This window comes from Microcoleus sp. PH2017_05_CCC_O_A (assembly GCF_020738785.1).
In the GTDB taxonomy this organism is placed as follows: domain Bacteria; phylum Cyanobacteriota; class Cyanobacteriia; order Cyanobacteriales; family Microcoleaceae; genus Microcoleus.
Window position 1 is genome coordinate 1 of record NZ_JAEQCB010000134.1, and the last position, 13473, is coordinate 13473.

General features: G+C 45.5%; 12 protein-coding genes. 7 read left to right on the forward strand and 5 right to left on the reverse strand.

Annotated features, from left to right (window positions below; genetic code table 11):
• Window positions 1–431: 431 nt before the first annotated feature.
• A complete protein-coding gene (locus JGK20_RS25545; protein ID WP_293185242.1) occupies window positions 432–1121 on the reverse strand; it encodes a hypothetical protein in 690 nt (229 codons plus the stop codon).
• A gap of 142 nt (window positions 1122–1263) precedes the next feature.
• Window positions 1264–2121, reverse strand: coding sequence for a TlyA family RNA methyltransferase (locus JGK20_RS25550; RefSeq protein ID WP_293185241.1), 858 nt, complete (start codon window positions 2119–2121; stop codon window positions 1264–1266).
• A 302-nt stretch (window positions 2122–2423) separates the two neighbouring features.
• Between JGK20_RS25550 and JGK20_RS25555 the strand changes: the two genes are divergently transcribed.
• A complete protein-coding gene (locus JGK20_RS25555) occupies window positions 2424–2621 on the forward strand; it encodes a hypothetical protein (protein WP_293185239.1) in 198 nt (65 codons plus the stop codon).
• 206 nt (window positions 2622–2827) lie between these two features.
• On the opposite strand, the gene apcB is transcribed toward JGK20_RS25555, so the two are convergent.
• A complete protein-coding gene (apcB, locus tag JGK20_RS25560; RefSeq protein ID WP_293143500.1) occupies window positions 2828–3337 on the reverse strand; it encodes an allophycocyanin subunit beta in 510 nt (169 codons plus the stop codon).
• A gap of 358 nt (window positions 3338–3695) precedes the next feature.
• Here apcB and glnA point away from each other — a divergent pair, with 358 nt between their 5' ends.
• Window positions 3696–5117, forward strand: coding sequence for a type I glutamate--ammonia ligase (gene glnA, locus JGK20_RS25565; protein WP_293185237.1), 1422 nt, complete (start codon window positions 3696–3698; stop codon window positions 5115–5117).
• 82 nt (window positions 5118–5199) lie between these two features.
• Here glnA and JGK20_RS25570 read toward each other — a convergent pair whose 3' ends face one another.
• Complete coding sequence (locus JGK20_RS25570) at window positions 5200–5643, reverse strand: hypothetical protein (RefSeq protein ID WP_293185236.1); 444 nt, start codon at window positions 5641–5643, stop codon at window positions 5200–5202.
• Between the two features lie 435 nt (window positions 5644–6078).
• Window positions 6079–7293, reverse strand: a complete 1215-nt coding sequence (locus tag JGK20_RS25575; RefSeq protein ID WP_293185234.1) for a transposase — start codon at window positions 7291–7293, stop codon at window positions 6079–6081.
• Between the two features lie 256 nt (window positions 7294–7549).
• Between JGK20_RS25575 and JGK20_RS25580 the strand changes: the two genes are divergently transcribed.
• The 5 genes from JGK20_RS25580 (at window position 7550) to JGK20_RS25600 (ending at window position 13315) form a co-directional block, all read left to right on the forward strand.
• Complete coding sequence (locus JGK20_RS25580) at window positions 7550–8860, forward strand: SPFH domain-containing protein (RefSeq protein WP_293201007.1); 1311 nt, start codon at window positions 7550–7552, stop codon at window positions 8858–8860.
• 930 nt (window positions 8861–9790) lie between these two features.
• Window positions 9791–10105, forward strand: coding sequence for a YkvA family protein (locus JGK20_RS25585; RefSeq protein ID WP_293185232.1), 315 nt, complete (start codon window positions 9791–9793; stop codon window positions 10103–10105).
• Between the two features lie 317 nt (window positions 10106–10422).
• Entirely contained in the window at window positions 10423–11466 is a 1044-nt protein-coding gene (lpxD, locus tag JGK20_RS25590; protein ID WP_293197632.1) for a UDP-3-O-(3-hydroxymyristoyl)glucosamine N-acyltransferase, read from the forward strand.
• A gap of 198 nt (window positions 11467–11664) precedes the next feature.
• Window positions 11665–12096 (forward strand): AbrB family transcriptional regulator, encoded by a 432-nt coding sequence (locus JGK20_RS25595; RefSeq protein ID WP_293185253.1) that lies wholly within the window; start codon window positions 11665–11667, stop codon window positions 12094–12096.
• A gap of 355 nt (window positions 12097–12451) precedes the next feature.
• Window positions 12452–13315, forward strand: coding sequence for a CPBP family intramembrane glutamic endopeptidase (locus tag JGK20_RS25600; protein ID WP_293185230.1), 864 nt, complete (start codon window positions 12452–12454; stop codon window positions 13313–13315).
• Window positions 13316–13473 lie beyond the last annotated feature (158 nt).

Genomic DNA, 13473 nt, shown 5'->3' on the forward strand with positions numbered 1-13473 from the left:
CGAAAAAATGGTTTTTGCACAACAAATGAGATGCTCCCAGAGCGCTGAAGCGCAACTACATACCTCTCGAAAAAATGGTTTTTGCACAACAAATGAGATACTCCCAGAGCGCTGAAGCGCAACTACATACCTCTCGAAAAAATGGTTTTTGCACAACAAATGAGATGCTCCTAGAGCGCTGAAGCGCAACTACGTACCTCTCGAAAAAATGGTTTTTGCACAACAAATGAGATGCTCCCAGAGCGCTGAAGCGCAACTACGTACCTGCTCCCAGAGCGCTGAAGCGCAACTACGTACCTGCTCCTAGAGCGCTGAAGCGCAACTACGTACCTGCTCCCAGAGCGCTGAAGCGCAACTACGTACCTGCTCCCAGAGCGCTGAAGCGCAACTACGTACCTGAAAATTAGATAAGCACCCCACAGCTTGTATTCTTATCGTCCCGCGATTCTCACACCTTCCCTAAAATGAACAATCGTCGCAATTACCGCAATACAAAAGTAGAATATTCTAATCAGCCAAAAACAAACCCGCATTGACCAAGAAACAATCGTCGGAGCAACACCAGTTAACTGCACAAATCTCGAATTAACCTTTTTTTCAAAGCTGTCGAGGTCTTTCATCTCAGATTGTTTTGTGGGAATCACCGGAAACTGACCTGTATATACATAATAACCGAGAAAACCTTCCACTCCTACCTTTCGGTTCAAAAATGAGTTGGTTAATGTTGCAGTTTCCGCCGGCGCTAACTTATCCGATTCCGCTACTTTGTCCAGCCAAGAATTATATCTGATGGCTGGCGTACTCATGAAAACTATGGGAACTATAGGTATCAACAAAGCCGCACTAATTTGGCGACTGTATTTAGGATGTAGCAGTTTTGTCGCGATGCCAAATCCCATGCCGATAAAAGCAAATACCAATATATTTAACAGTTCAATAATTTCGATGCCCCTCAACAAATCACCGATAATCAGAATTGTATATAATAATTTATCTGCCAGTAGCAGAGCTGCGAACTTGATGAGAATTGACACGCCTACAATAGTAGCTGCAATCGCCAGATAACCTATGCCACCTAGGACGTACAAGAAAATCGAACCGACTTGTTTTAATGGCTGCATGGAATTATTCACTCTTGTGAAAGTTTAGGAGTCTGATTGACAAAACAATTTAAAATTTTAGATAAATCTGGCTCTCCACATTTGAGTCTTAAAATTGATTAGTTTGACATTTTGCAGTCAATCTAAAATCTAAAATCTAAAATCACTTGACAAGTTCCTGCGCGGCCGCTTTTGCGACTTGTGCGATCCGTTCCTTCACAACACCCTCTTCGTTAGCGCAGCCCTCGAAGAGGATCGCACTTTGGTCTGGTTCCTGTTCGCGATCGATCCCCAACCATAGAAGATACTCGATATTACCGGCCGGGCCAAGTAAAGGCGACCACGTTAAGCCTCTTTCCTGCCATCCTAAAGCTGTAGCTGCCTTCCACACTTGAAAAATCGCATCGGCTTGAGTTGCCGAGTCTCTGACTACGCCTTTTTTCCCGACGCGATCGCGCCCCACCTCAAATTGCGGCTTTACCAACAATACCGCTTCTCGCGGTGGTGCCAACAATTCCCACAGCGCCGGTAAAACCTTATCCAGCGAAATAAACGACACATCTACTACCGCCAAATCTGCTCGCGGTGAGTCGCCGTAAAGCTCCGCAGCAGTCATGTAGCGCAAATTGGTGCGTTCTTTCAAAATTACCCTCGGATCGTTGCGTAAGCGCCAATCAGCTTGACCGTAGCCAACATCGATCCCGTATACCAGTGCCGCACCGGCTTGCAGCAAGCAGTCGGTAAAACCGCCTGTGGAAATGCCGCCGTCGAGACAGATTCTGCCCGCGACGGGAATTGCAAATATTTCTAAAGCTTTGGCTAATTTGTCGCCGCCTCTGGAAACGTAGCGCGATCGCTGTTTAATCAAAATATTGGCTGCAATGTCAACCTCAGTGCCCGGTTTGTCAATTACCTGTTGGTCGATCGAGACTTGGCCAGTCCGAATCAAGGCTTGAGCTTGTTGTCGGGAGGTACATAAATCCAGGTCTACCAATAAAGTGTCTATTCGTTGTTTAGCCAAGATGTTTAATCTGTACGGATAGGGTTAAGGACTGTATCAGATTAGCACTTACGCAAAAACCCGACTGCGGATTTTTTATAATTATTTGGGTTTTCCGAGGGCGATGCCCTCACATCAGCATTTGTATAGTATTTTGAAGCTCGATCGCCGATCGCTCCTACCCCACATGATGTGACTGAGATCGCTATGAGCCTGTAGTTTTATCACACATCGACATTCGTAGAATCACATAAAAAATGTCGCAAATCAAAGATTATGTAAATACAGGGGAATGCGCTACAAACACAATCAGGGCGATGGACATGAAAAAAACGAACTTTCCGATCAGAAATTCTGACATTTGTCAAGAAAATCCTCTGGCCTTCGTCAGCGGCAACCTAATCCACATTCTTTACCCCAACGGCGAAGTAGAAGCAATCAGCACCGACCAAATCAACCGCCACCACACGAAAAATTCCCTCGACAAATGCCTCGTCTGGGGATATGTCGGCGATTTTTAATACCAATTTCCAACAAGAATACAAATGAAGAGCCAACTCCAAACCCTTAGGCAGTAAGTCATTGTCTATTCTTTAAGCCCCAATCGAAAATGGTATAATCCGTAAAAAAGATCGCTTTTCTGCTGTGATGCCAAAAAAGCGATCGAGAGCCTGCTACGTGCAAGCCACAAAAGCAATTTGCTGCTAAAAAAACCAGCTTGCTTGACTTAAATATCTTGTTCGCTCAATTCGCGAATCATGTAATCAAAAGGCTGTTCTAGAAAAGGCCCGACAGACAAGCCGGCAGATTCAACCTGAGCCTTAACCATCTCCTTCATAATGCTAATCCCCATTACCGTCGGGCCGATGGGAACGCTCAGAGAATTGTAAGTTTCTCGCAAACCTTGGAGCACGCGCTCGTCGAGCACATCGGTACTTCCAGCCACCAAGGCGTAAGTAGCGTAGCGCAAGTAGTAGTCCATATCTCGCAGACAAGCCGCGTAGCGACGAGTTGTGTAGGCATTACCACCGGGACGAATCAGTTCGGGCTGTTCTGCAAATAGCTGAATACCAGCTTGCTTGACAATAGCCGCAGCATTGCTGTTAATCGCTGCTGCTGCTTGTACCCGTGCTGTGCCAGTTGCAAAATAAGATTTCAACCGATCGATACCATCTCGGTCTAAATACCTACCAGCAACATCATAATTTTCAATCAGACTCGTCACGGCATCGCGCATAAGTTTCTCTCCCAAAAATCTTTATCAATACTTTGCTATCTGAGATAGACCGCCTATTGTAGACTACTACAAATCGGCCTTTGATTAAGATTTGAGATAGGATTTGCACACAGGGTAGTCCCTCCCCGGCAAATGACCGCCAAGTTCAGCCGTTTGCCTGATATCAACAGCCGAAACACAGACAAGGCAATCATCACAAATTGTCCTGCCCCACTAGACCCACTTTAATATTTTGTATCTATTGTTACAAAACTGTGGGTACTCAAGGCATACGATCGCGCAAACATTCTGAAATCTGCCGTTAGCGAAGCACTCGTTGCAGGATCGCCCGCAACAAAACCAATATCAGGAGTAAGTCATGTTCCAGACACCCCAAGAAGCCCTCAACTACATAAAAGAAAATAAGATCCAGATCGTCGATCTGAAATTCATCGATATGCCGGGGATCTGGCAACACCTTTCCCTGTACCACGACCAAATCGACGAAACCGCCTTCACCGACGGCGTACCCTTCGACGGTTCCAGCATTCGGGGCTGGAAAGCCATCAACGAATCAGACATGACAATGGTCATCGATCCTACCACCGCGTGGATGGACCCGTTCATGGCAGAACCCACCATCAGCTTCATTTGCAGCATCAAAGAACCCCGCACCGGCGAACCGTACAGCCGCTGTCCCCGGACGATCGCCCAAAAAGCCATAGACTACCTGCTGACCACCGGTCTCGGCGATACAGCATTCTTCGGCCCAGAAGCAGAATTCTTCATTTTTGACGACGTTCGCTTCGACCAAACCCAAAATTCCGGGTATTATTACGTAGATTCCGTCGAAGGTCGCTGGAATTCCGGCAAAGAAGAAGCAGGCGGCAACCTCGGCTACAAACCGCGTTACAAAGAAGGTTATTTCCCAGTAGCACCAACCGATACCTCTCAAGACATGAGAACGGAAATGCTGCTGACAATGGCCAAATGCGGCGTACCAATCGAAAAGCACCACCACGAAGTCGCCACCGGCGGGCAGTGCGAACTCGGTTTCCGGTTTGCCACATTAGTCCAAGCCGCAGACTACTTGCTGACATACAAATACGTCATCAAAAACGTCGGCAAAAAATACGGCAAAACCATCACCTTCATGCCCAAACCGCTGTTTAACGACAACGGTTCCGGGATGCACGTTCACCAGTCGATTTGGAAAGACGGCCAACCGCTATTTGCAGGCGATCAATATGCAGGTTTCAGTCAAATGGGACTGCATTACATCGGCGGCATTCTCAAGCACGCCCCGGCACTTTTGGCAATCACCAACCCGACGACCAACTCCTACAAGCGGTTAGTTCCCGGCTTTGAAGCGCCAGTAAACTTAGCTTATTCTCAAGGAAATCGATCGGCATCAGTGCGAATTCCCCTTTCCGGGAACAACCCGAAAGCCAAGCGCTTAGAATTCCGCTGTCCCGACGCGACATCCAACCCCTATTTAGCCTTTGCAGCCATGCTGTGTGCAGGCTTAGACGGCATCAAAAATCAAATCGATCCGGGCGAACCTTTGGACGTAGATATCTATGACCTTTCCCCGGAAGAATTAGCCAAAGTTCCTTCTACTCCCGGTTCCTTGGAAGGCGCGTTAGAAGCTTTAGAAAAAGACCACGCTTTCTTAACAGAAACAGGCGTCTTTACCGAAGATTTCATCCAAACCTGGATTTCTTACAAACTCGACAACGAAGTCAACCCGATGCGGTTACGTCCTCACCCTTACGAGTTTGCTTTGTACTACGACTGTTAGAAAATTAAGAATCAAAAATGGAAATTATGCCATTTTTAATGCTTAATTAAAAAGAACGCCGCCCTAAAAAGTGGCGTTTTTTTTAGAACTTCTGGATCAGCGCCCAGACTTTGCCTTTACCGGAGACTATCTCGGCGACACCGCGAGTAGTAGCGCCCATTGTAGCGTCAGAGACATTCTCTACTGCCCATTTATTTGCTTTCTCATCAACGATGAATAAATCGTCAGCGGCAGTGCCTTCCTGAAGGCGATATATCTTATTCAGGATGAAACGTCGCCGCGCCTCAGCTTTTGGTAGGCCCCTAACTTCATCTGGATCGACAGATAGGACACTACCTGGTTTTAATGTACCTTTTGAAGTCTTAAAATTGCGATCGCTCTTTGCTGCTATTTGCACCCTGTGAAGTGGCAAACTTAACTGAGTTTCAGAGATAATCCAAACCGCAGCTAGCGCCCCACTTTTTCCCAAACCCAGAACCGCTGCAAAGGCTGTAAAAATTAACAAAGGCTTGAAATAATTCATCATATTTGTGCTTCTTTGTGTGTAATGTGCTGCTTGGAGATGGTGTCCGAAGACAATTACCCCGATCGAACCTTATTGATTGCGGGTAATTGATGGGAGGCGTTGCTGATTGACGGTATGAAAGGCTAAATATGCCAGTCAGAGAAACCAGTATCGACAAAGCTTGGGAATTTTCAACTTATTTTTTTCATACCCTGATTAAGCAACACCTGATGGGACACCAGATGATTATAAATTAGCAATTAGCAATCAAGTAAGTAAGTACGTGAGAATAATTATTTTGATAGAACCCATTTAATATAGTTTCCGGTTGTATCGGTATTGTTTAAACCGTTAACAGTTAACTGTTAACCGTCAACATCACCTGACGGTGCAACCGGAATTGATATTAGATGCAAACTAGATCCAGTACGTGGTGACATACTCCTACACTGACTCTTAGAGTACAGTGTAGGCTTCCAAGACAATCCGGCTATCGCTTAGGAGACTCTTGGCTTTAAGAACGGGATGCCCCACCGCTCTGTTCTTTATATTTATCGCTGCATTATGGTCACGGTCTAGACTACATCCACAATGGGGGCAGTCGTGCCAGCGTTGATACAGTTTTTTAGGAACTTTCACACCACAATTAGAACAATCTTGACTCGTACCAGACGCTTGAACCGGGATCACCAATAAACCAGCTTTCTCGGCTTTGTTTATCAGTATCGACAGAAAGCTTGACCATCCAGCATCAAGTACAGACTTTGCTAACCGGGTACGCGCAAGTCCCTTAACATTCAAATCTTCAACTGCAACAACATCATATTTTTCCAATAAGTTGTTCGCCGTTTTGAAATGAAAATCTTTGCGTTTGTCTGCAACTTTTTTATGTTGTTTGCCTAGTTGTTTTACTGCTTTTTGTCTGCGATTACTACCTTTTTTACGACGAGAGACACGTTTTTGAATAACTTTTAAACGTTTCTGTGATTTTCGGTAGTGTTGGGGAATAGCAACAGTTTCACCTTCAGAAGTTGTCAAAAACTCCTTTAGACCAACATCAATCCCAGTCATTGACCTTGGATTTATATCAGGCTTGATTTCGGGAACGGTTGAATCTTCCAAGCTTAGAGTTACATAGTAACCGTCAGCTTTTTTCGTGATAGATGCGGTTTTAATTTTAAAATCATCCGGTAGCGGTCGATGCAAAATAACTTTAATTTGACCTAATTTGGGCAAAGAAATTCTACCATTGGCAATACAATCAGGTTTAATTCTTGGGTATAAGAAAGTTCTGTATCTACTACGAGCTTTAAATCTTGGTTTTCCGCTACGTTTTCCGTTGCTATCCCCCTTTACAAATCGGTCAAAAGTTGTTTTCACTCGCTTGACAACATCCTGCAAAACATCGGAATAAACATCTTTGTAATGAGGATGCGTCTCTTTCAACTTAGGGAGTGTTCTTTTTTGCCCAAAATATTCGGGGTAATCTCGCAGCTCCGGGAGATGACAAACAAGTGGACAGGCATTGATTGGACAACGATTTTGCTCATACCAATTAAATCTATCTGCCAGCAAATAATTATATTGAGCGCAACACATAGACAACCATCGGTCTATTTCTTGCGCTTGCTGTTTTGTTGGACGTAGCTTGTATTGGTATGCCGTTTTCACCTGTTATTTACCTCCTGTTATAGATATGATAGCATAGACGTGATAACAATGGGTAGACAAAAATATGAAAACTACAAGATTAAATGTGCGGATGTCCGAACGTCGATTGAATAAATTAAGGGCGTATGCAGTAAGTAAAGATAAAACAGTAACCCAAATAGTGGAGGACTGGGTTGACCAACTGCCGAACACAGAAATTGGCAAAAACTCAACTACCCTTCTCCCGGTCATTTTTGCGGATTGATATGGTCAAAGGGTGTCTCATTTTTGCCTCGCAATTCCTCTCATCACCTCCCTTCGGGTAGGTGAGAGGCTCCTTGCTGTTCGTGCTGAATGGGGACTCGTGGAGGCGTACAGTATAGAAGTTGCCGAACAGGCACACCGATCGCCCGATCGACCGCCAGCAATTTGTTACCCTAAAAGTAGAATCATTCCTCCCTCAACGCATCCCATGAACAACGCCTCTCCCCTGATTCAAACCGTGACTCCAGAACGCTGGGCCGGGTTTAGCATGGACTTCATAGGGGCGGGTTGCACAGGTTTGTTGGTCAAAAACGGCCGCGCCGTGCGTACCCTGAAATCCGGGCGCCATTTCAGCTTCGCCCTTCCCCTACTGGAACAGTGTCAAATTGTCCTCGTAGATACCAAACTTCGCAACTTGGACGTGCAGTCCCACGGAGATTTTTTGTCTAAGGATAGATTTTTAATTGATGCGACTTTGACGGTTATTTATCAAGTTATAGATCCGAAACGGGTAGCTTTGGAATTGTCCGATCCGATCGCGGCTTTAGCAAGTGCAGTTAAAGATTGTATGGGATTAGCGATCGGGCAATTTTCTTTACAACAGCTTATCACCCAAGGTCGGCTGTTGCTGCGCCAAAATTTGCTCGATCGCGTCCAAGACTTTTATCCCCTAGGTTTTAATTTAGAAGACGTGCGAATTGGCGATGTCAGCTTCCCCGAAACCAACGGAGTGATTCGCCAAGTTGAGGGAATGAGTGCGCGACAGGAAGCAGAAAATTCGGCCGCCCTGCAAATGAGAATTGCTGAAGCTGGCCGCCCGATCGCACCTCAAGCTCCCGTCCAGCAGTTAAACTTAATTTCAGGTCATTCTCCGGCGAGTCTTCCAGCTTCTGAAACAGCAGCATCATTCGATCGCGATTTGCAACAACTGACAGAACAACTCGCTCAAAATAGTCTCCCACCCGCGAGAAATTCACCTTCACTTGCACCGACGGTACTCGCCAGCAGCGATCGCAAAAATACTGCATATTTAATCTACAAGTTTTCTGGACAGGCGATCGGTTTAACGGCCAATCCTTTTACAATTGGGCGCGAACCTACCAACAGTTTAGTTTTGCAAGATCCGCAAAGTTCCCGCTACCACGCCCAAATCCGCCGCGCCACTGACGAAGTTGGCAAACAGCGATATCAACTTGTCGATAGCGGCAGTTCCAACGGCACTTTTGTCGGAGGGCAGAGGCTGGCTGCTAATGAGCCTTTTTGGTTGGCAAATGGTTGCGAAATTGCGATCGGCGACCAAAAATGGGTGTTTCAAGACGGGTGAAAACTACCCTTTTTTCGATCGAACTTAACGCCCTGTCCAAACTCGGACTACGGGTATTTTCTGATACTAATTTTATTTATTTGTACTTAGGCTGACCGTAGGGCGATCGGTGAGAATAGTAGCTGTAAAAATCGGATTTTCAAACCCATACCGAGATTGATGTCAGCCTGAAATCCAATGAATGCAAGGATTGTGGGAAAGAAGTTACAGGATGAATGTGTATTTTGACTGAGTTTTAACCCGAAAAATGTCAGTAATTCGGGCGATCGACCGCATCGCGAAGTTCAAAAAAAGTAGGTGTCAACTTATACCAAAAAACTGTTCCTTAGTGAACCGTTTTATTTGTTCAAATATGGCAGATCCTAAGACAAGATATTTTGAGTTTCGACGATCGAAATATTAGCAATCAACCGATCGCCCACATCCCAAAACAAAAATAACAGGTGTTATTTTATACTAAAGAAAGGTTCTTGCACGAACATTTTGATTATTGAAAATATGAGGAGGAAATCAGACTAATTTAAGATTGAGGGAGGCCAATAAATTGAACTGATAAATTGTGTGCAAGTCACGATCGCGTAAAAGTACAAAATTTAGGCAAAATCTTTAGTTGTCTATATTTTAGAGAGGGAGAATTGGCAAATTATGGAAGAGATCGAGGCGCCATTCGAGCAAGGAGTCAAGTAGCTGCACGATCGGGATTTTGAGCAGGCGATCGCGCTTTCCCTTGCAAGTGCTGCAACTCGATCCCAACTATACCGACGCTTGGAAGTGTCCCGGCTTGGCCTTCGGACACGTGAAGCACATCGCCCGTACCCAATTCCAAATGTCCCTGAGTAGAATTCTCTTCCCAACCCTAGGGGGGATATCTCCACAAGCATTTCGAGGGAGAATTTGTCAAGATTGAAAATATAACGAGAGGACAACCCCATGAGCTTTTCTATACAATCGATTTATACCTGGTACCGCGAGACGCTCCGCAACCCCAAGTACCGCTGGTGGATTATTCTGGGAACACTGGCATATCTGGTAAGCCCGATCGACATTGCGCCGGATTTCCTCCCCGTAGTCGGACAAATTGACGATGTGGCGATCGCAGTATTGCTGATTTCCGAAGTGTCCCAAATGGCGATCGACTATTTTAAATCCCGCCAAACACAGACAGCCTCAGCCTCAGAACCAACCGACACCTATTCAGAAGGGACACCCCGCACCGTAGATGTAGAAGCCTCTTCTGTACAATAGTTGCCAAAAATAACTGAATAGTTTACAGCTTTTTGAGAGTGAGTGGGAGCAGAAAACATCGGCTCCCTTTTGCATGGGCGCTGCTAAACTCATGGGTGGGCGATCGAACAGGTTCTTCGTGAGGACTTCAGTCCTTTCCAGGTTCTTCGTTTCCAGGTTCTTCGTGAGGACTTCAGTCCTTTCCAGGTTCTTCGTGAGGACTTCAGTCCTCATAATTTTAAAGAATAAAAACTGAGGACTAAAGTCCTGACTACAAACAATCGAACATGATATGATTTTGAGCTTGAGGAATCGGTGTTAACAGCAAATTTTTATTTATGCAGTTTAGCGACTTAGTAGAAAAACTGAATTTAGCCAACAGTCACAGCCTAAATGCCTCCAGCGCGGACGATCGAGAAATTACAGGCACCGCCCCAGTCGATGAAGCCACATCGGGTACGATCAGTTACATAGAAGGAGCTAAATTTGCCGCTCATGCAGCCACTACAAACGCTTCAGCCTTAATTTTACCCTTAGATGAAGGCTTGCAAGCTCAATGCAGCGATCGCAACATTGCTTGGATTTCCGCAGCAGATCCCCGATTGCTATTTGCTCAAACCATCGGCCTTTTTTACCAACCATTTCGCCCAGCATCCGAAATACATCCCTCCGCTACAGTTCACCCCGAAGCTGAAATCGGTGAAAATGTCAGTATCGGCCCCCACAGCGTGATTCAAGCAAAAGTCAAAATCGGCAATAACGTTTGCATTCATCCAAATGTCGTAATTTACCCAGATGCGGTAATTGGCGAAAATACAGTTCTACACGCTAACTGTGTGATTCACGAACGTGCTCGCATCGGGGCAAATTGCGTCATTCACAGCGGTGCGGCGATCGGGAGCGAAGGTTTTGGGTTTGTGCCGACAGCCTCAGGATGGGTGAAAATGGAGCAGTCTGGCTGCACGGTATTGGAAGAGGGCGTTGAGGTGGGTTGCAACAGCACGATCGACAGGCCCGCCGTCGGAGAAACCCGCATCGGCCAGAATACCAAAATCGACAATTTAGTACACGTAGGTCACGGCTGTCAAATCGGGAAAAATTGCGCTTTTGCCGCCCACGTCGGCTTAGCGGGCGGAGTAATAATTGGCAATAATGTAATTTTGGCAGGTCAAGTAGGAATAGCCAATCAAGCTAAAATTGGAGATGGCGCGATCGCCACAGCCAAAGCCGGAATTCACAGCGACGTGCCCGCAGGTGCGATCGTGACTGGGGTTCCAGCAATTCCCCACAAACTCTTTCTCAAAGCCGCTGCTGTGTACAACCGCTTACCCGAAATGTACCAGTCCCTGAGACAAATTCAGCGCCGGATCGATCGCCTTTGAAGAAAAAACTCCGATGGAAGCAGCTATAAATCACAAGCTGGAAGGCTTAATTATCAAAGGTTTTATTTTTTTAGAGTTTTGCTGAAAAATATTTTTAGTAAAACGCATAAATTTAAGTATATATTTTTGATAATGCTACAAATCGGCACAAAAGCTTATTTGCAAATCGCAGGTATTCCCCGATCGCTTCTCAACATAATGATTGAAACTGCCACAGATCCACTTACAGGAAAAGCCCTGCTTCAAAAACTCAAAGAACTCGCTCACTTGCCCAAACGAGAAACCGCAAAACACTGCGGCTACTACTCTACAACAAAAAACGATCGCACCCGCGTTAATCTCAGCGGTTTTTACAATGCTGTACTCGCCGCCAAGGGGATTCCCTTAAGTTCAGAACGCAAAAAAGATGGTCGGGGTAGAGAAGCAGCTTATCGCGCCAGCGTCCACAAAAACGGTCAAATTGTACTCGGTACGGCTTACACTGAATCGATGGGATTAACACCCGGAGATCGGTTTGAAATTAAGTTGGGTTACAAGCACATTCACCTGATCCAGGTAGATGGCGATCGCAGTCAGGATCGGAATCCGAGCTCAAGCGAGGAAGACGAAACCGATAATGCCGAGGAATAATGCTTTAAGACCACTAAGGTGAAGATAAATTAACAATTAATCTCTAATTCGATTAATTGTGCATCTTCCAACGATCGCACGGGTATAATGCCGATAAAACCGGGTTTGACATTATAGCATTTCCGGTAAATGACTTAAAAAAAGTTTGTAGTGAGGACTTTAGTCAAGCGTAATGGATGCGGACTAAAGTCCTCACTACAAACCTATTTTATTGTGTGGTTCTAGCTAACATGATTTTATTAGTCAATATCCGATCGCCAAACCAAACATATTCGGCAGAAACCTGGTTTAACAGCGTAAGTCCTATTACCCATAAATCGCTGCACTCTCTTCTATTTGTGAGACAATCGCTTAAATGTGGAACAGCCTGAATAACCTGCGACTGGTGTCGCCATCAATACCGGCAATTGTCAAAGTAATTGTTTTTTTCTCAACTTGGGCTTGTTTGTGGCTGCCCGTAGCAATTATACTGGCGATCGCCCTCAAATGGCATCCGCCCCAACCCTTAGGCAACAAAAAACTGCCTTTACTAGCTTCCCTCTACTTAATTGTCCCCTTAATTTTGTGGGCGACAACTTGGATCGAAGGCGCATCTTTGGCTGACTGGGGTTGGGATTGGCAACCCGCAACTTTCATATCCTCGCTGCTGGGATTAACATTAGCAGTAGTCAGCTTAACCATTTTGTTCGGCGTGCAATTAACCGCTGGTTGGCTGGAACTACAAAACACCAAAGTTCAAACCGAAACAGGCGAAACAATCATTCATTTTCCGGCTTCAATTCTGAAGCCTTCAACTCTCGTGACTCTGTTATTAGCCCTGTGGATTAGCGCGACAGAAGAGTTAATCTTTCGCGGCTGTTTGCAAAATCTACTCCAGCAAGATTACTCAATACTAACCGCAGGTGCGATCGCCAGTTTGATTTTTGCGATCGCCCACCTAATTTGGGCAGCAAAAGAAACTATACCGCAACTACCTGGATTGTGGCTGATGGGTCTGGTTTTAATTTTAGCCCGCATCACCGACAATGGTAGCTTAGGATTGGCGATCGGACTCCACGCCGGATGGATTTGGGGTATAACTACCGTAGATACAGAAGGACTAATTAATCAAACCAACAAAGTACCGGAATGGATTACAGGAATAGCAGCAAAACCCCTCGCAGGTGCGGCCGGAATCCTGTTATTGCTAGCAACAGCAGCCGTAATTTTGTTAATCTAAATAAGACTTATTGCTAGAGGTATGTTGTTGGGCTTTAGCCCTCAGATAGCTGAGGTATGTTGTTGGGCTTTAGCCCTCAGATAGCTGAGATATATTGTTGGGCTTTAGCCCTCAGATAGCTGAGATATATTGTTGGGCTTTAGCCCTCAGATAGCTGA

Bases quoted from the DNA above. Each gene is read 5' to 3' on its own strand.
- JGK20_RS25585 (WP_293185232.1), top strand. From the start codon at position 9,791: ATGAGCTTTTCTATACAATCGATTTATACCTGGTACCGCGAGACGCTC.
- apcB (WP_293143500.1), bottom strand. From the start codon at position 3,337: ATGCGCGATGCCGTGACGAGTCTGATTGAAAATTATGATGTTGCTGGT.
- JGK20_RS25595 (WP_293185253.1), top strand. From the start codon at position 11,665: ATGATTGAAACTGCCACAGATCCACTTACAGGAAAAGCCCTGCTTCAA.
- JGK20_RS25555 (WP_293185239.1), top strand. From the start codon at position 2,424: ATGAAAAAAACGAACTTTCCGATCAGAAATTCTGACATTTGTCAAGAA.
- JGK20_RS25600 (WP_293185230.1), top strand. From the start codon at position 12,452: ATGTGGAACAGCCTGAATAACCTGCGACTGGTGTCGCCATCAATACCG.
- glnA (WP_293185237.1), top strand. From the start codon at position 3,696: ATGTTCCAGACACCCCAAGAAGCCCTCAACTACATAAAAGAAAATAAG.
- JGK20_RS25545 (WP_293185242.1), bottom strand. From the start codon at position 1,121: ATGCAGCCATTAAAACAAGTCGGTTCGATTTTCTTGTACGTCCTAGGT.
- JGK20_RS25570 (WP_293185236.1), bottom strand. From the start codon at position 5,643: ATGATGAATTATTTCAAGCCTTTGTTAATTTTTACAGCCTTTGCAGCG.
- lpxD (WP_293197632.1), top strand. From the start codon at position 10,423: ATGCAGTTTAGCGACTTAGTAGAAAAACTGAATTTAGCCAACAGTCAC.